15 protein-coding genes and 1 pseudogene are annotated in these 18,144 nt (G+C 46.3%); 15 read left to right on the forward strand and 1 reads right to left on the reverse strand.

Annotated elements, in window-relative coordinates; translation table 11 throughout:
* The 9 genes and pseudogenes from RIN81_RS06205 to RIN81_RS06240 all read left to right on the forward strand — a co-directional run bounded on the left by RIN81_RS06205 (position 1) and on the right by RIN81_RS06240 (position 10,543).
* Positions 1 to 459, forward strand: coding sequence for a small multi-drug export protein (locus RIN81_RS06205; RefSeq protein ID WP_309088420.1), 459 nt, complete (start codon positions 1 to 3; stop codon positions 457 to 459).
* 6 nt (positions 460 to 465) lie between these two features.
* Entirely contained in the window at positions 466 to 1,194 is a 729-nt protein-coding gene (nfsA, locus tag RIN81_RS06210) for an oxygen-insensitive NADPH nitroreductase (RefSeq protein WP_309088422.1), read from the forward strand.
* Positions 1,191 to 2,411 (forward strand): hypothetical protein, encoded by a 1,221-nt coding sequence (locus tag RIN81_RS06215; RefSeq protein WP_309088424.1) that lies wholly within the window; start codon positions 1,191 to 1,193, stop codon positions 2,409 to 2,411. The genes nfsA and RIN81_RS06215 overlap by 4 nt, the downstream gene beginning before the upstream one ends.
* A gap of 703 nt (positions 2,412 to 3,114) precedes the next feature.
* Positions 3,115 to 7,425 (forward strand): rhamnogalacturonan lyase family protein, encoded by a 4,311-nt coding sequence (locus tag RIN81_RS06220; protein WP_309088426.1) that lies wholly within the window; start codon positions 3,115 to 3,117, stop codon positions 7,423 to 7,425.
* Between the two features lie 135 nt (positions 7,426 to 7,560).
* Positions 7,561 to 8,214, forward strand: coding sequence for an MtnX-like HAD-IB family phosphatase (locus RIN81_RS06225; RefSeq protein ID WP_309088428.1), 654 nt, complete (start codon positions 7,561 to 7,563; stop codon positions 8,212 to 8,214).
* A gap of 35 nt (positions 8,215 to 8,249) precedes the next feature.
* Positions 8,250 to 8,561 (forward strand): annotated as a pseudogene (locus RIN81_RS06230) (iron-containing alcohol dehydrogenase); the annotation flags it as partial.
* Positions 8,527 to 8,655, forward strand: coding sequence for an iron-containing alcohol dehydrogenase (locus RIN81_RS15830; RefSeq protein WP_483863897.1), 129 nt, complete (start codon positions 8,527 to 8,529; stop codon positions 8,653 to 8,655). The pseudogene RIN81_RS06230 and the gene RIN81_RS15830, both read left to right, overlap by 35 nt.
* Before the next feature lie 14 nt (positions 8,656 to 8,669).
* The gene (locus RIN81_RS06235; protein ID WP_483863898.1) at positions 8,670 to 9,263 is read left to right on the forward strand and encodes a dehydroquinate synthase/iron-containing alcohol dehydrogenase family protein; all 594 of its coding nucleotides are present in this window, start codon (positions 8,670 to 8,672) and stop codon (positions 9,261 to 9,263) included.
* Positions 9,264 to 9,343: 80 nt separating this feature from the next.
* Positions 9,344 to 10,543 (forward strand): MFS transporter, encoded by a 1,200-nt coding sequence (locus RIN81_RS06240; protein WP_309088432.1) that lies wholly within the window; start codon positions 9,344 to 9,346, stop codon positions 10,541 to 10,543.
* Positions 10,544 to 10,819: 276 nt separating this feature from the next.
* Here the strand turns inward: RIN81_RS06240 and RIN81_RS06245 are convergent, their stop codons facing one another.
* Entirely contained in the window at positions 10,820 to 11,062 is a 243-nt protein-coding gene (locus RIN81_RS06245) for a hypothetical protein (RefSeq protein ID WP_309088434.1), read from the reverse strand.
* Between the two features lie 142 nt (positions 11,063 to 11,204).
* Here RIN81_RS06245 and RIN81_RS06250 point away from each other — a divergent pair, with 142 nt between their 5' ends.
* From RIN81_RS06250 to RIN81_RS06275, 6 genes are all read left to right on the forward strand, one after another.
* Positions 11,205 to 12,863: an ATP-binding protein gene (locus RIN81_RS06250; protein WP_309088435.1), complete on the forward strand. Its 1,659-nt coding sequence runs from the start codon at positions 11,205 to 11,207 to the stop codon at positions 12,861 to 12,863.
* Positions 12,864 to 12,948: 85 nt separating this feature from the next.
* Positions 12,949 to 13,623, forward strand: a complete 675-nt coding sequence (locus tag RIN81_RS06255) for a response regulator transcription factor (protein WP_309088901.1) — start codon at positions 12,949 to 12,951, stop codon at positions 13,621 to 13,623.
* The gene (locus tag RIN81_RS06260) at positions 13,613 to 15,013 is read left to right on the forward strand and encodes a sensor histidine kinase (protein ID WP_309088437.1); all 1,401 of its coding nucleotides are present in this window, start codon (positions 13,613 to 13,615) and stop codon (positions 15,011 to 15,013) included. Before RIN81_RS06255 ends, RIN81_RS06260 begins: the two co-directional genes overlap by 11 nt.
* A 195-nt stretch (positions 15,014 to 15,208) precedes the next feature.
* Complete coding sequence (locus tag RIN81_RS06265; protein WP_309088439.1) at positions 15,209 to 16,444, forward strand: S1C family serine protease; 1,236 nt, start codon at positions 15,209 to 15,211, stop codon at positions 16,442 to 16,444.
* 77 nt (positions 16,445 to 16,521) lie between these two features.
* Positions 16,522 to 17,442, forward strand: coding sequence for a hypothetical protein (locus tag RIN81_RS06270; protein WP_309088441.1), 921 nt, complete (start codon positions 16,522 to 16,524; stop codon positions 17,440 to 17,442).
* Between the two features lie 485 nt (positions 17,443 to 17,927).
* Entirely contained in the window at positions 17,928 to 18,083 is a 156-nt protein-coding gene (locus RIN81_RS06275; protein WP_309088443.1) for a hypothetical protein, read from the forward strand.
* Positions 18,084 to 18,144: the final 61 nt, after the last annotated feature.

Genomic DNA, 18,144 nt, shown 5'->3' on the forward strand with positions numbered 1-18,144 from the left:
ATGCAGCACATTGAGTATGCGCTTGTTTTTATCGCAGCTGCGATCCCCTGGATGGAGATTGCGCTTGTGATTCCAGTCGGAATTGTACGCGGCCTGTCGCCTTTTTGGGTCCTGCTGCTGGCGTTCACAGGCAATATGGTAACAGTGCTTCTCTTGATTGCTGCTTTTTCAAAGGTAGAAGTCTGGCTGAAAAAACGGCTGGAGCGAACGGGCCTCAAAGGAACAAAACAAGCAGACCGTGCGCGCCAAATCATGAATCGATACGGATTTCCGACGCTCGCACTGCTCGGTCCCCTGTTTATCGGTACGCATATTGCGGTATTCATCGGGCTGTCATTCGGGGCAAGCAGGGGATGGACAATTTTGTGGATAACAGTCAGTATCGCTCTTTGGACGCTTATTATTGGCATTGCTACAGTGCTTGGCTTTGACTTTTTTCTTCAACAAACGAAAGGATGATCATTTATGCTAGAGTTCTTGAAATCACATGTTTCCGTTCGAAAATACACAGATGAACCTGTTACAGAAGAGCAGCTTCATGACTTGATCGAAGCAGCTCAAGGTGCGGCTTCATCGCACTTTGTTCAGGCTTACTCCATTGTCGATGTAACAGATGCGGACAAACGGGACAAGCTTGCCGAGCTGTCAAAAAACCCGGTTCAAATCAAAGGCGCGGCACGCGCACTTGTATTTTGTGCGGATCTGAAGCGGCTTGATTATGCAGCCAAAAAGCACGGGAAAACGGTCGAAGCGGGCACAGCTGAAAACTTTATGGTGGCGGTGATTGATACAGCTCTTTTCTCTCAAAACTTCGTTGTTGCGGCCGAATCAAAAGGCTATGGGATTTGCTATATTGGCGGTGTCCGCAATAATCCCGGGCTGATCAGTGAGCTGTTAAACCTGCCTGAGCATGTGATTCCATTATTCGGCTTAACATTTGGCGTTCCGGCTGAACGCAATGAAGTAAAACCACGTCTGCCGGTGCAAGCTGTTTTGCATACGAATGAATACGATGAAGCAAAATACGAAACGATTTTAGATGAGTACGATGATGTGATCCGCACGTACTACGCCAGCCGTTCTACCAACAACAAGTCAGCCGGCTGGACCGAGGGCATGGCCGATTATTTATCGCAGCCGCGCCGTGCGTATATGCTTGATTTTGTTCAGAGGAAGGGGTTCTTAAAGAAGTGAAACATGCGCAATTGGCCCAATGGGTCGACATGGTCAAGTCAAAGTTTGGCCTTGAAGACTACACATGCTTGGAGACGTTTGCCACGTATGAAAAAAACGAGTGGAACGAAACCAGCTATCGTTTTACAAGTGAATGGCTTCCCCCGGGACATTCCGAGCGTAAAGAAGACGAAACAAATCCAGAAGGCACAGGTGTTATAGAGCTTAACGCGAAAACAGGACGGCTGACCAATGTTGTGTTTGTGGGCGGACGGGCGCCCAAGCATGGCTTCTCGTTTTTAAGCGGGGACAGGGAAGAAGTCATCCGGTTTATTGAACAGGAAACCGGCTGGACCTATGGAAGCCAGTTTATAGATACAAGAGCGGAGACAGATTCCTTTACATTTGACCTTGCATACAAAGGCGTGCCCGTTACGCCGGGCGGATCGGTTACAGTGGAAATGGATGAACAAAAAAAGCTGACCCTGTTTTCTGCTTACGGACTTGTGCCAGATGAAGCGGAAGAAGCAGAGTTCCAGCTTGATGCTGCCGCGCTTGAATCCCTGGCAAAAGAGCGGCTCGTATTTGTGGAATACCCGCTTATGAAAGAAGAAAAATGGCTGCCGCTGTTTATGATAGATGATGTGTTTGTCGATAATAAAACAGGAAAAGCAGTTTTACAGAAGCAGGACATCCTAACATGGAAAAGTGCAAAAAACCAGCGGGTAAAGCGAAAGCTTTTACAGCTGGGGCCTGCAGAAATCGATGAAGAAGAACTTTTTCAGTTTCCGCCTCATCCCGATACAAAGCCGTTAACGAAAAAAACGCAGGCAAAAGTACGCGAAGCAGCTACTACTTTTTTGCAGACGTACGTTCCAAAAGAAAGCGGTGAATGGGCGCTATCGGACATAAGTCGGACGAATGGCATGGTCAAAGCCAGGCTGGTGAACACAAAAGACATTACCGTCATTCCAAGAATGTACGATGTATTTATTGATTCTGATTCATATAAAGTCGTTCATTATGTAGATAAAAGCAGTTGGATGACGGATGCATGTGCTGAATTTCAAAAAGCCGCCAAACCAGTGCTTTCAAAAAATGAAGCATTTGATAAGATCAAGCCGCACATCACGGTCACACCAATGTATGTGTATGATGGTGAAAAGTACCGGCTGAATGGCAAGCTCGATTCACATGCAGCTGTTCACGCAGCCACCGGAGAAGTATTGTTTTTGTAAAAAAAGCAAAGCTTTTTTTTCAAAAGAGCTTTGCTGAGGCTGACGACTTTATCGTCGGTCTTTTTTTATGAAAATTTCCACCGCCGAAAACAGGCAGGAGACTTTTCGAGAAACATCGCTTCTAAAAAAGAGCCGATAGGGGAAGCCGGCCGGACTTCGCGCACCTTAGGGCAGTGCGGGAGCCTCCTCGGCGCACGCGCCTGCAGGGTCTCCCGACTCACTGTGCATCCCGCAGGAATCTTCGTCTGGTCGGCTCCCCCATTTGTTTCGAAAAATCAGCAAAAAGCGCATTTCCACCTGCACTTTTACCACTTGGGTGACAGGGCAGGCACGTGTATCTATTAAGCTGTGCAGTCTTATTGGCTCTCATACCAACTGTCTGCACACCTTGCATAAAAAAGAAACGAAAGAAATCCTTTGGCAATAAATTTTATTTGTCTACACATTGAGCAAAGCTCTTTTTATATGCCTTATTTTTACTGTTAAATACTTGTTTTAAAAAAAGATCATTCCATTTTCCTGCTGTTTGTAAAAAAAATCTAAAAGTACTTCTATAAGTCATAGGTCTATATTTTTATTCTTAAAAAAAGGAGCGTGAATATCTACTTTTTAAACAATCACAACTGTTTTTTGGCTATTCAGATGGCGTTTACAAGATTACGATGATTATTGTAAGTGCTTACATAAATAAAGGAGGGATAAGATGGCCAAGAAGCACAAGAGAGCAGCAGCGGCTGTTATGGGAACGATGCTTGCTGTTTCCAGTGTTCCGCCGCTTGCTGTTATCCAGGCGGAAGAAACAGGCACAGTAAAAGAATTTGACTTTGGCACAGCAGACAGTCCAGTGAAAGAAGGAGCCGTGCAGGTAACGGACGGAAGCCTGTATGATGGCAGCACCGGCTTTGGTTTTACAGACGCCGAATCTTTATCTTCTGCAGAACGAACAGTAGAGGATCCAGTTCAATCAGATTTCGTCCGGCCTGGCACATCCAAATTTCAAGTTGATTTACCCAATGGTGATTATGCTGTAACCATTACTTCAGGGGACGCATTGGAACAAACAGAAACCGGCGTGATGGCCGAAAGTATTCAAAAAGTACAAAATACGGTTGCGGCAGCCGGTGAGTTTACGGAACGCACCTTTGAAATCGCACTTGTGGACGGCCAGCTGACACTTCAATGGACGGGAACAGCGCCTGTTATCAATGGACTGTCTATCAAAAAACTTCCGGAACGGACAGCGGGAGAAGAGCCGACGGTTTACATTGCCGGTGATTCCACTGTGCAGACGTACGACGAATACTGGCGTCCGGAAGCAGGCTGGGGCCAGATGATTCCACGTTACTTTAACGAAGACATTGCTTTTTCCAACCAGTCGATTGGCGGCCGAAGCTCCAAAACATTTATTACGGAAGGGCGGCTCGATCAAATTTTGCGAACTATCCGTCCAAACGATTACTTCCTCATTCAATTCGGACATAACGACGCGACAATCAGCCGCCCGGAGCGTTACGCGTCTGTACCTGACTACAAAAATTACCTCAAGACTTACATCAATGGAGCACGCCAGCGCGGAGCCGAGCCAGTTTTAGTCACACCGGTCGGACGCCGTGATTTTCAAGAAGCAACCGGACAATTTAATATCAGCTTTCCTGAATACGTACAGGGGATGAAAGAAGTCGCAGAAGAAATGAATGTTGAACTCGTTGATTTAAGCGCCCGGAGCGTAGAATATTTCAATGAGATTGGTCCTGAAGGCACGCTTGCTGTTTTCCTGCACACAGATCCCGGTGTATATCCTGCTTTCCCAAATGGATCACAGGATAATACACACTTCCAGGAATACGGGGCGATTCAAATGGCGCGGCTCGTTGCCGATGAAGTGGAAAAAAGCAGCAGTAGTTTAAAAGAATTCGTCACATCTGTTGAGCCGCCGGCTGCCGTACCATCCGTGCCGAAAAACGTCAAAGCCGGCAATATCAGCAATGCTGGAGCGCTTTTAACGTGGGATGAAACAGAAAATACCGATATTTATAAAGTATATCGGAAAGAATCAACGGCGGATTCTTATTCGCTGATCGGGACAAGTACACTGCCGCGCTTGACGATTTCCGGCATGGAAGAAGGGAAATCATACAATCTTTATGTCACGGCGGTAAATGCGAAAGGCGAATCCGAGCCGTCTCAGACGATCACGGTGCAGACAAAGCAGGCTGCTTACAAATATGACTTCGGCCTAGCCGGCACACCGGTAGCAGAAGGATACAACGAGGTCAATCTATCGACCGTTTATTCAAAAGAAAAAGGGTTTGGCATTATGAATCCTGCAGGTATGATTGGACGTGACCGCGGTGCAGCCGGAGATGATATTGTCCGGGACTGGGTCGGTTATTTTAACAACAAGTGGGAATTTGCGGCGGATGTGCCAAACGGTTCTTATTCAGCGAAAGTGTATGTCGGTGATTTAAGCGGAACAGCCCGCACAGATGTAGCGGTAGAAGGAGTGGGCTATGGAACCGTTTCTGCACCGAAAAACAACTATACAACAAAAATCATTCCGGATATTTCGATCAAAGACGGGCAGATGAACTTTGCGTTCAGCGGCGCAACAGGGATTATAAACGGTATAGAGCTTACCCCGATTTTAACCGCACCAGCCCAGCCGCAGGCAAGTGACATTTCTCTTGATCCAGCTGCTCCATCCGTCTCATTAAAATGGCTGGAAGCGGGCGGTGCGAAAGAGTACAACGTGTACCGGACAATGGCCGGCACAGATAAAACAGAAAAAGTGGGCACCGTGCCAACTACAGAATTCACAGATAAAACCGCCCATGTTGGGTACACGTACACGTATGCTGTCACAACGGTAGATGACAGCGGACAGGAAACCGCTCCATCCGCATCAGTGGAAGTATCATTGATTGACCCGAATATACCAGCACCCCAAAAACCAGCCGGTTTGAACGTAACCGATATCGAGAAAAATAAAGTGACATTCACGTGGGATGCTGTAGACGGTGCTTCCTCTTATGCAGTTTACCGTTCAGAGTCAGCAGATGGTAAATTTGAATTTGCTGGTGTTACAACGTCTGCTTCTTTTACGGACAGCAGTGTACTGACAACCATTCCATATTATTATAAAGCAGCAGCTGTAAACGCAGGCGGTGCTTCAGCAGAATCCGATGTACTCCAAACCGAAGCTGTCACTGTTTTAAAGCGGCAGGCAGAGTCCTTGAAACGGTCTCCTGTGGCAGTGGAAACAGATGAAGGCGTGTTTGTGAGCTGGCGGATACTGGGCACAGATCCGAAGAACATTTCGTTTCATGTTTTCCGCAATGGAAAAAAAGTAAACAAGCAGCCGGTTTCCGGTGCGGCGAACCTGGTTGATCCAGATGGAAAAACAGGTGACACATACGAAATCCGTCCGATTGTCTCAGGAAAAGAAAAAGGCTATGAAACTGTTATGGCAATAGAGAAAAACTATTTGGATATTCCGCTTGATAAACCAGAGCCGGGTGTAACACCGCTTGGTGATCCATACCAATACCGGGCGAACGACACAAGCATTGGCGATGTGGACGGCGACGGGGAATATGAATATATTGTCAAATGGGATCCGAGCAACTCAAAGGATAATTCCCAGGCAGGCTACACAGGCAATGTATACATGGATGCGTACAAGCTCGATGGAACTAAATTATGGCGCATTGATCTCGGTAAAAACATCCGCGCTGGTGCCCATTATACACAAATGATTGTGTACGATTTTGACGGCGACGGAAAAGCAGAGGTCGCCATGAAGACAGCAGACGGTACGGTTGATGGGCAGGGAAATGTGATCGGGCGCGTCGATGCAGACCACCGCAATTCGAGTGGTTATGTTTTACAGGGTGATGAATTTTTAACCGTTTTTGAAGGCGCAACAGGCAAGGCTTTAACGACCATTCCATACACACCGGCTCGGGGCAATGTGGCCTCATGGGGCGATGCATATGGCAACAGGGTAGACCGTTTTCTTGCTGGAGTCGCCTACTTGGACGGGGAAACCCCGAGCTTAATTATGGCGCGCGGATATTATACACGCACCGTTGTATCCGCCTACCAGTTTAAAAACGGTACATTAACGAAGCAATGGACATTTGATACAAACGAAGGCAAGCAGGATTATGCAGGACAAGGCTACCATGCGCTTAGTGTCGCAGATATCGATGGCGATGCCAAAGACGAAATTGTATACGGACAGATGGTTATTGATGACAACGGCAAAGGGCTTTATACGACAGGCCTTGGCCACGGCGACGCGCTTCATGTAAGTGATCTTGTACCGTCAAATCCAGGTCTGGAAGTATTTGCGACCCAGGAAATTAAAACAGGCCCGTACGGCTACGATATGCGTGACGCGAAAACGGGACGTATTTTATGGGGCGTGAAAACCGGACAGGACACAGGCCGGGGAGTTGCAGCAGATATTGACCCGCGTCACGCCGGTGCTGAAGCATGGGCCGTTTCAGGCGCCTGGAACAGCCGTGCAGGCGGGCTTCATACGTCAACGGGAGAAAAGATTTCTGATTCGATTCCATCCGCAAACTTTGCGATCTGGTGGGATGGCGACCTGCTGCGGGAACTGGCAGATCATACGTATAACGAATCAGTCGCAGCCGGCGTCGGTACGATCGACAAATGGGATTACGAGCAAAATAAACTTGTGAATCTACTAACGGCAGAAGGAACATTCTCAAACAATACGACAAAAGGCAATCCGGCCATTCAAGCAGACTTGTTTGGCGACTGGCGTGAAGAAATTGCCTGGCGGGCAGAAGACAGCTCTGCTCTTCGTATTTACACGACAACGGATTTAACGGAGCACAAGCTGTACACATTAATGCATGACCTGCAGTATCGTCAAGCGGTTGCCTGGCAGAATGTCGGCTACAATCAGCCGCCTCACCCATCTTTCTTCTTAGGAGAGGGAATGGACGGCCAGCCGGAAGCCCGTATTGAACCAACAAAGTAAGGAAGGAGAGCGGCTCAGTGCCGCTTTTCCTTCAGAAATTATTTGTGAATATTTTCACAAAAATGTAACATCGCTCGTTTTTGGACAATGACTTTTATATAATGGCGTTATAACAGACCATCAGGAGGGAAGAGAATGACAAAGTGGGCATTTGTTTCTGATTTTGACGGCACGATTTCAAAACGTGATTTTTACTGGCTTGTAATTGATGCGTATTTTCCGGAAGGACGTGATCTATACCCGAAATGGAAAAGCGGTGAGTGGAAAGATATCGATTTTTTGGCGAAAGTGTTTGGGTCCATTCATCAGAGCGAGGAACAGATTGCAAAAGACATTTTATCCATTCCTATTGATGAAGATGTACCGGGGTTTGTCCAGTCTGTGCAGGCGGCTGGCGGCGATTTTTTCATTTTAAGCGCCGGCACCGATTACTATATTAAACCAATTGTAGAAAGCCGTGGGCTTGAAAACGTAACTGTACTTTCAAATAAAGGCGTGTACCGCGAGCAAAATATTCACCTTGATATTGATCCGGAGCACTGGAGTTATTCAGAACGGTATGGGATTGATAAAGCGATCGTGATTCAGCGATTGAAGGAAGAATATGATGTCGTTTATTTTGCTGGAGACAGTGAGCCAGATTCTCATCCGGCTGTTTTTGCGGACCGGACGTATGCGAAAGAAGCACTTCCGGCTATATTAGACGAAAAAGGGGTCCCTTATGTCCACTTTGAACGCTTTAATGATATTAAAGCAGATTTAATTAAAGAAGGAAGGCTGCCCGAATAAATCGTGCAGTGACGAACATTTCGATCCCAGCGATGATGGAAATTGGCGTGCAGGTGCTGGATTCTGCAGGCGAGCGGTTACGCCAGTATGGATTTCAGCATGTGACCGTTGTGTGGGATGGCTTTGTGGAAGCCTCATACGGACCCCGGCTTCTTTCCGCTTTACATGGCTGTTCAGTTGGGACGGTTCTTGTGGACGGAACGAGTGACATTCATGATATTACGGAGAGGGCGTTTCAATTAACGGCAAGCGATGTCGTCATTGGCATGGGCGGCGGTGCGGTGATCGACGTGGCAAAGTACACACGCCTTCTTGCGGAAGCTGGCCGTTATCAGCATTCCTACATCCACTTCAAACGACGGATTCGCAAGCAGCGGCTGTTCTTTAACGGTTAATGGAAAAAAAACGAGGTACCAGCCAAAATTCCATTTGGCATTGTAGCAGAACTGACTATTTTGGAGCAGGCACCGGCTCCGTTTATTCTGGCGGGAATTGGCGATCTGCTGTCGAATATTATAGCTTTGTACGACTGGCAGTTTGAAGCAGAACAAGGGGCAGCAGAAGTAAATGCTTTTGCGGAAATGCTCAGTAAAAAAGCGGTTAACAGCTTTGGCCGCACCCCTATGGCAGACATTCATGCTCCTATTCTACTGAAAGAGCTGATCAGCTCGATGACGATGAGCGGGATTGCCACTGAAATCAGCGGCTTAAGCGCTCCCATCAGCGGTTCGGAGCACTTGATTTCACACGCGCTTGATCAATGGGCAGAAAAGCCGCCAATGCACGGCATTCAAGTCGGTGTCACTGCTTACATTATGTCGCTTGTGCAGGAGCATCGGTACGAGAGAATGCACAAGGTATTTTCGTGTACAGGCTTTTTTGATTATGTAAAAATCATTGGAATGAAACGTTCTGAATTTCTGATGGCTATTGACCGAGCACCCGGAATAAAGCCGAGCCGCCGCACGTACTTGCATGAAGAAGTATACAGAGAAAAAGCGAAGCAAATAGTCGAGCAGAATTCGACATTGAAAGAGATTTTGCATTAAGGGAAAAACGGTTGTTTTTTCGACAAAGATTCTCTATAGTGATGAAGTAATAACATCTGTAAAGACAGGAGAAGGGATCAATGGCAGAAAAAACAATTTCTCAGAAAAAACTGCTTGGCGTTGCCGGGCTCGGCTGGATGTTTGATGCGATGGACGTCGGCATGCTGTCGTTTATTATCGCAGCGCTGAAAGTAGAGTGGGATTTAACGCCGGAACAAATGGGCTGGATCGGCAGCGTAAACTCTATTGGTATGGCAGTGGGTGCGCTTGTATTTGGCATTTATGCTGACCGGATCGGCCGAAAAAATATTTTCATTATTACATTGTTGCTGTTTTCCCTGGCAAGCGGCTTATCCGCCCTGACAACGACGCTTACTGTTTTCTTATTATTACGCTTTTTCGTTGGAATGGGCTTGGGCGGAGAGCTGCCGGTCGCTTCTACACTTGTATCAGAGAGCGTTCCGGCGAAGGATCGCGGCCGTGTGGTTGTGCTGCTTGAAAGCTTTTGGGCATTGGGCTGGCTGCTAGCTGCGGTCATCTCATACTTTGTTATTCCATCCTATGGATGGCAGACGGCTCTCGTCATTGGGGCACTGCCGGCACTTTACGCGCTGTACTTAAGGTTAAACCTGCCGGATTCGCCGGCGTTTTCCCCGTCTAAAGCTGAAAAACGGACGATTGGGCAAAATATCCGCGATGTATGGTCGAAAAAGTATGCACGGTCTACACTCGTACTATGGGTCGTATGGTTTACGGTCGTGTTTTCGTATTACGGCATGTTTTTATGGCTGCCGAGTGTAATGGTGATAAAAGGTTTTGATTTAATTCAAAGCTTCGGATATGTCCTCGTTATGACTCTGGCACAGCTGCCTGGCTACTTTACGGCTGCCTGGCTGATTGAACGGGCGGGCCGGAAGTTTGTTTTAGTTGTTTATCTGCTTGGAACAGCTGCTTCTGCTCTTGTATTTGGAAATGCTGAATCAACTGCAGTATTGATTGCCTCAGGAATGCTTCTCTCATTCTTTAACCTGGGGGCGTGGGGAGCACTATATGCGTACACGCCAGAACAGTACCCAGCTGTTATCCGTGGTACCGGGTCGGGCATGGCGGCTTCTGTTGGACGAATTGGCGGTATTTTAGGTCCGCTTTTAGTTGGCTCGCTTGTTGCGTCCGGCCAGTCAATCGGCTTTGTGTTTGGCTTGTTTTGCGTAAGTATTGTCATCGGCGTACTTGTGCTGGCTCTGCTTGGGCGTGAAACAAAACAAACGGAACTCGAATGAATGTCTTTTATGTTTCACTCGTTCATCAAACCGTAATGTAACTTAACTCCATTGTCACACGTGTGTAACTGTCTGGCGCTATACTAACCTCATGAGATTACGTGAGAGGGGCGTATAGCAGAAATGAGCTTTTTTCTTATCATGTTTGTAGCATTTATTGTTACGATTGCGATCGCCAGCGGCGGGCTTCATTTGCTGTTTAAACAGCTGAATCAATATTTAGATCAAAACAAACGTTAATATAAAAAAACCGCCCCATAACGGCGGTTTTTTTCTTTATGCCAGAAAAATAAAAAAGAAGGTAACGAGAAAAACAAGGGCAAACAATACAACGAAAATAGTTCGCTGTTTTTTCTCTGCTTCTTTCATAAAAAGATCTTCAATCGTCATAAAAATAGCGATAACGGCCACAAGCAGCGCGAATCGGCTCCAGCCGCCCGGATAAGCGGAAATTCCGTAAAAAAGCGCAAAAATAATTAATACGATGCGATATATGAGCCGGAATGACCATGTTTTCAATCTATCACTTCCTTTTAGTTACTATTTTACGAAAAGATCTTACATAAGTACAGTTGAGTAGGTAAAATGTCACATGTATACGGAAGAAATTGTCCATGTTACAATAGATTGAAAAAACATGTCAAAATGAGGGATCACGCTTATGAACTTGCCAAATGACCTTGTACACCCGAAAGTGGCGTTAACAAAAAATATGGAATTGATAAGTGGAGCCCACATTTTGTATTTATATGAAGATAAAGAAAAGTACTGGGAAAACATGTTTTCCTTCGCCATAACGGGTTTAGAGCTGAAGCATCAGGTGATCCTGCTTGAGTCGGCGGAAAAGATTGAGAAAATCAAACAGCAGCTTGCTCAAAAAGGGTTCTCGGATGAACAAATTGCCTCTATTGAATTTATAGACCACTGCCAATTTTATAACGCCTATCAATCATTTGAAACTGAAACGGTGCTGCAGGGGCTTGATGACGCTGTTCGTCATTATGTAGCGAACGGCGCACCTATTCGTGTATGGAGCCGTGTGATATGGCGTAAAGATGTAGACTGCGATAAGGAAATTCCGCTTTATGAACAAAAGGCCAACGCCGTTTTAAAACCGTTCCACGTATTCACAGTCTGTGCGTATGATGGCAACGATGTTTCAGCAAACTTCTCTTTAAAGCTGATGAAGGGTCACTCGCATATCATGACAGATAACGAGATTACAAATTCATCGTATTATGAAAGTGAACGAAACACACCCTCTCTATTTATAGAAGACTTTTTGCAGGAAAAAGTCCAGCACTATAAACATTTAATCAACGAGATGCCTGATGCTGTTTTTATTTTTTCGGCTGAGAAAGTGGTGTATGGAAATTATACCGCTTTAAAAATGCTGAATTGCAAAGAAAGTGATTTGCAGCATGCGACCATTTGGGACTTATTTACAAAGGAATATCATCCTCTTATTTACGAAAATACAGAAAAACTTTTGCGAAACGATAGAGTACCGCTTGAGGAAATGAAAATAAAAACGTATGACGGCCAAATTTTAGATGTTGAGGTGGCGACTTTTCCTTTTTCATTTGATATTGAAAAAGATTTTACGTTCATTGCCATTATCCGCAGTATTCAGGATCGCAAAGCTCATCAGCAGCTGACTATTAAAACAGAAAAGCTCAGCCTTGCCGGACAGCTTGCTGCGTCGATTGCCCATGAAGTGCGCAACCCGCTGACTTCGATTAAGGGGTTTATTAAGCTGGCCCGGGAAGACGCCATGCATGATGCATATTACACGATTATCGAAGAAGAGATTGACCGGATTGAAACGATCGCGAGTGAGCTGCTTGTGCTCGGCAAGCCGATGTCGGTTGAAATTGAAACGTGCGATGCCGGCAAAATGCTGAAAGACGTATCGATGTTGCTTCAATCACAGGCGGTAATGCGGAAAATTGACATTCAGTACAGTGACATAGAACCGGATTGCTTTGTTCGGTGTAATGCCGGGCAGATAAAGCAGGTGTTTATTAATATTATAAAAAATGCAATTGAAGCGATGGAAAACGGCGGAGTAGTACGCACTTCGGCACGTTTAAACGGTGAAAAAGTGGAAATTGTGATTACTGATGAAGGAAAAGGGATGCCGGAAAGCGTATTAAAAAAGCTGGGTGAACCTTTTTATTCGACAAAGGAAGACGGGACAGGCCTCGGATTAATGGTTTGTTTTAATATTGTAGAGCAATATGAAGGAATTATCCGCGTTGAATCTACGGTGGACAAAGGGACAGCTTTTACAATCGAGCTGCCGCTTGTTTCGGTTTAAAGTCGTCTATTGAGGGCGTCTTTTTTTTTCACTCTTTTTTCATTAAAACATGGTATAACAAAAGGAGCGAAAGGAAGTGGATCGGATGAATATATTGCTGGCAGAAGATGATTTGCAGCTTGGAGAATTAGTCAGCTTTATGCTGAAGAAAAAAGGCGGTTATGGGGTAGAATGGGTGAAAACAGGAGAAGATGCTTATGATTATGCATCCTCTGTTCATTATGACGTTCTTATTTTAGACTGGATGATGCCGAATGGCACTGGAGTGGAGGTATGCCGGGACCTGCGCAAAGAAGGATACGGTGGAGCCATTTTAATGCTGACGGCAAAGGATGCCGTAGAAGACCGGGTGATGGGGCTTGATGCAGGAGCGGATGATTACCTGGTAAAGCCGTTTGAAATTGATGAGCTGCTGGCGCGGCTTCGGGCGCTTACCCGCCGCAACTACGCCCCTATTGTGGGAGAAACGGTATCTATTCAAGGGGTAGAGCTGAACCGAAATAGCCAAACAATTCAAAAAAACGGCCAATCTATTCAGTTAAGCCCTCGTGAGTTCCAGCTTTTAGACCTGCTTGTACAAAATAAAGGACAAGTATTAACCCGGGATGTGATGCTTGACCGCATTTGGGGATACGAGGCGGACGTAACGACCAAAACGATCGATGCAACGGTAAAGCTGCTGCGTAAAAAGCTCGATCTCGTTGACCGGCCGGATATTGTGCAAAGTGTACGGGGAGTTGGATATAAAGTTGAAGAATAAATGGTTAAAGATAAACTGGTTCAAAAGCAGCAGCGACTTGTTTCAACAAACACAGCGGAAACTCACCATGCAGTACAGCAGCTTAATTATGCTGTTTCTCGTTCTTTTTATTGTGGTTGTATACACGCTGCTATATATCGTCATTCTGCGTGACCAGCATCGGGAGCTTGAACAGCTGACCCGGCAGGAAACGCGGGTGATCAGTGATTACTTAGCAGAGAGCGCCCGAAATGAATTGCAGGGAATCGGCAGCCAGGAGCTGGTGCTTGCCGGGGTTGACCAGTTTTTTTACTATGTGACAGATGCAGATGGAAATTTTGTAATGGGAAATGAAATGGTTCCGAATATACGGGAGGATTTGTTTTCGCTTGTGTCGGGCTGGGTGCCTGACCGCAATCAAATTCGTGAAGAAACCATACAGGTGAAATTTGATGAACGGCGTATTGGCGGAAAAGAAATTAAAGAACAGCCGAAATCCGATACAGTCCGGCTGATGATCGATGGCAGCCCGATTTTTTATAACGGACAGTTTGTCGGCATGATTTACATTGGCAAGGACATTTCTTTTGCGTATCAATTGTTTCAATGGCTGCTTGTTGTGCTGGTCAGCTTAACGGTACTGTTTGCCGGCGTAGCGATTTTTATCAGCTCTGTAATGTCGAAAAAAGCGATGGGACCCATTTCAAATGCTTTTAACCGGCAGAAAGAGTTTGTCGGTGATGCTTCACATGAACTGCGGACGCCGCTCAGTGTCATGCTTTCATCCATTGATGCGATTCACATGACAGATGGTGTTGAAGCAGATCCTTTTGCACAGAAACTACTGCGAAATATGAAGTCGGAAGTGAAAAGAATGACAGGGCTTGTCAGCGATCTGCTTGTGCTGGCCCGTGCTGATTCGGGCGGGGCAGAGCGTACAGTGGCCGGCTTCGATGTGAGGGAAGAAGCTGACCGTGTGATCGAATCGCTGACACCGCATGCCGAAGCAAACGGTGTTTCGCTTGAGATAGAAGCACCGGAAAGCCTGCCGGTCATGGGGGATTGGGAGCGATTAAAACAGCTTATGTACATTTTGCTGGATAATGCAGTCAAGTATTCACCGGACGGAGGCAGGGTCAGGCTGCAATTATCAGAGACCGCTCGTCACTGGACGATGAAAGTAACAGATGAAGGCATCGGTATTCATCCTGATGACCAGCCTCGTATTTTTGACCGCTTTTACCGCTCTGATAAATCGCGCACCCGCACTGTCGGCGGGCATGGACTAGGATTATCGATCGCCAAGTGGATTGTTGATATTCATCACGGCACCATTTCTGTAGAGAGCGAGCCGGAAAAGGGCAGTACATTTATTGTTACAATACCAAAAGAAAAAGCTGTTTCCGCATAATAGGGAAACAGCTTTTTTATTGTTCACTGCCGCCTGTGTAAGAACAGCCAAGCCGGTTTTGGGTGAGCGGTGGGAAAGACCATCAACCAAAATAAAATAAAAAATACTTTTTCTGCATTTTCACCGTCTTTTCACTTTTCTTTTCTACAATAAAGTCAATTCAGTAAATCAATTACGCAAAAGGAGCAGATAAACATGGAGACAGAAGAACGTTATACACCACAGCCAGAGAAAAAAGGAAAGGGCGGTTTCGTGAAAATGGCGGCCGCTTCATTTACGGGTGTTTTGGCCGGCGGCACAATGATGTTTTATATGGCACCAGCTCTGCTTGATACCAATACAACAGCGACTGAAACAAAGTCGTCAAATACAGCAAATGAAATCACTGTACAGCCGGCATCAACGGCTTCCTCTTCGGAAAATAACTTAATGTCCGCCATTGATTCAATGGATGAAGCGGTTGTCGGTGTCGTGAATTTGCAGCAGCAGGAGCAGGAGCAATTTAATCCTTTTGGCCGTCAGTCCATGGCTGCTACAGGTGAAGATACTGAGGAAACAGAAGCTGGAACAGGCTCGGGAGTTATTTTCAAAAAAGGGAAAGATGTCAGCTACGTTGTGACGAATAACCATGTCGTGGAGGGAGCCGACACGGTGGAAGTGGCGCTGGCAGGAGGAGAGCGGATTGATGCAGAGGTAGTTGGAACGGATGCACTGACGGATCTTGCTGTCTTGAAAATTTCTAGTGACCATGTTAATGAAGTCGCTGACTTTGGTGATTCAAGTGCCCTTAAATTAGGTCAGCAGGTAGCAGCAATCGGCAACCCGCTCGGACTGGATTTATCAAGTTCAGTTACGGAAGGGATTGTCAGCGGAATCAACCGGACTGTGCCGGTTTCAACCTCAGCGGGTGAATGGGAAGCAAATGTCATTCAAACCGATGCGGCAATCAACCCGGGAAACAGCGGCGGTGCGCTTATTAATAGTGCTGGCCAGGTGATCGGTATTAACAGCATGAAAATTGCGGAAGAAGGTGTAGAAGGGCTTGGTTTTGCCATCCCATCTGAGGATGCCATCCCGGTTATTCAAGAATTGATGGAAGACGGGAAAGTGGACCGTCCGTACCTTGGAGTAGGCTTGGAAGATGTGAGTGCGTTATCACGTGAAGTTACAGAAAACCAGCTGAATTTGCCGACAAGCGTTACGGAAGGCACTGTAATTTCCCAAGTGGAAATGGGGTCATCAGCAGCAAAAGCCGGCTTTGAGGTCGGAGATGTGATTGTAAAGATTAATGATACAAAAGTGGCAAGCACATCAGAATTCCGAAAGTACTTGTACAATAAAGCGAACATTGGAGACAAAGTTAACATCACCATTTATCGCGATGGCAAGGAGCAAACGATTTCCATGAAGTTATCCACGCAAAGCGAATAACTTTCACCGATTTTTCACCAAGGCTGGTTACAGTATGAGCAGGGCTGGAAAAGCCCAAATCTAAAGGAGGAAAGTGAATGAAAAAAAGCGTTTTTAATGTAGTGATGACTGGGGCCCTATCACTAGGTGTCCTCGATGCAGCAAGCCTGCCGGTGTTTGCAGCGAGCAATTCTGCACTCGACAGCAGCACGCAGGCAAAAGTAGACACCATTATGAGTAATTTACGGACAAAGCTTGAGGCCATCGGTGTGGACCTTCCGGAAAAAGGCGATATGTTCGCGAACTTGAATGAGGAAACAAAAGCGAAAGCAGAAGCCATTATGGACAAAAAGAAAGCCGGTGAGATCACGGAAGAAGAAGCAAAGACACAGCTTGAAGCACTGGGAGTTCAAATGCCAGAGCGTGGCAAGGGCAAAGGCACCGGTCATCTGGCAGAAGATGTAGAAGATGCGGATTTGAATGAATCCGCACAGAAGAAAGCCGATAATATTCTCGCGCAGGCAGAAAACGGCACCATTACACATGATGAAGCGGAGGAGCAGCTGACGGCGCTCGGTATTGAAATCAATGAACGTGGCGGCAAGGACGGCTTTCTCTCAAGCTTAGATGAAGAAACGAAAGCAAAAGCAGAAGCAATTTTAGAAAAGAAAAAGAACGGCACTTTAACGGAGGCAGAAGCAAAGAAACAGCTTCAAGCACTCGGTATCACTCTTCCTGAGCGTCCGGATCTATTTGGGGACTTGGATGACAAAACAAAAGCAAAAGCGGAAGCGATTATGGAAAAACTGAAAAGTGGAGATTTAACACGTGAGCAAGCGGACGAGCAGCTTGAAGCGCTTGGTGTAGATCTGCCTGAACATGGCAGACATGGCGGCAAAGGACGCGGTAATATGCTGCAAGGGCTGGATGATGAAACAAAAGCAAAAGCAGAAAGCCTGATTGAAGGCGCAAAAACACAGCTTGAAGACCTTGGCGTTGACAAAATGCCATTGCATTAAAGAAAAGCGCAAGGCAGCCGTTCAGGCCCGAAGGCATAAAACGGACCAGCAGAGCGACGCTTTTTGCCGCACAGCTGTGACGGCTTATGACCGGGGGGCTGGCTGGATGAAGCTGGACAGTGAGAAAAGCATAAAGATTACCTGGATCAAGAGCTGACAGCCAGCGGCCGGCCGTCAGCCCTTGTGACTAGCAGCGGATTAAACATCCGGAGCTGGACAGCGTAACAAAAAAGCCCTGGGGAGCCAGGGCTTCAGGCTGTCGACAAAGTCGACAGTCCTTTTTAATATTGAATGAGCAATCAAGATTTTGTGTTGTTTTAGTTACAAGTCAACTAAATAAGCTAAAACAAGAAGACGAAAACCCCATTTTCGCAGAAGTTCTTTTCGAAAATAGGGTTTGTCTACACTCTGAAGCCCTGGGGAGCCAGGGCTTTTTTGTTTTGGAAAAAACTTATATACTAAAAACAAAGATCGGAGGCTGCCATATGAGTAACATAAATATCGCCGACGTTTTATTTCAACTGGTTATGCTGCTGACGCTCTTTGTGCCAGCCGGTTTGATTTTCCTCGGAATACGCTCCTGGCGCGGAAGATCAAAGCAGCTGGACCGAATAGAAAGAAAGCTGGAGGAGCGCCAATGATTGTCGAAAGCTTTTACACCGTGGGTCTTGGGCTTTTGCTCGGAGTACCAGTGCTTATTTT

Origin of the sequence: Domibacillus sp. (assembly GCF_031181085.1) — a bacterium.
Classification (GTDB): domain Bacteria; phylum Bacillota; class Bacilli; order Bacillales; family Domibacillaceae; genus Domibacillus.

Coding starts and splice junctions, on each gene's coding strand:
- RIN81_RS06205 (WP_309088420.1), top strand. CDS start 1: ATGCAGCACATTGAGTATGCGCTTGTTTTTATCGCAGCTGCGATCCCC.
- nfsA (WP_309088422.1), top strand. CDS start 466: ATGCTAGAGTTCTTGAAATCACATGTTTCCGTTCGAAAATACACAGAT.
- RIN81_RS06220 (WP_309088426.1), top strand. CDS start 3,115: ATGGCCAAGAAGCACAAGAGAGCAGCAGCGGCTGTTATGGGAACGATG.
- RIN81_RS06225 (WP_309088428.1), top strand. CDS start 7,561: ATGACAAAGTGGGCATTTGTTTCTGATTTTGACGGCACGATTTCAAAA.
- RIN81_RS06240 (WP_309088432.1), top strand. CDS start 9,344: ATGGCAGAAAAAACAATTTCTCAGAAAAAACTGCTTGGCGTTGCCGGG.
- RIN81_RS06250 (WP_309088435.1), top strand. CDS start 11,205: ATGAACTTGCCAAATGACCTTGTACACCCGAAAGTGGCGTTAACAAAA.
- RIN81_RS06255 (WP_309088901.1), top strand. CDS start 12,949: ATGAATATATTGCTGGCAGAAGATGATTTGCAGCTTGGAGAATTAGTC.
- RIN81_RS06265 (WP_309088439.1), top strand. CDS start 15,209: ATGGAGACAGAAGAACGTTATACACCACAGCCAGAGAAAAAAGGAAAG.
- RIN81_RS06270 (WP_309088441.1), top strand. CDS start 16,522: ATGAAAAAAAGCGTTTTTAATGTAGTGATGACTGGGGCCCTATCACTA.
- RIN81_RS06275 (WP_309088443.1), top strand. CDS start 17,928: ATGAGTAACATAAATATCGCCGACGTTTTATTTCAACTGGTTATGCTG.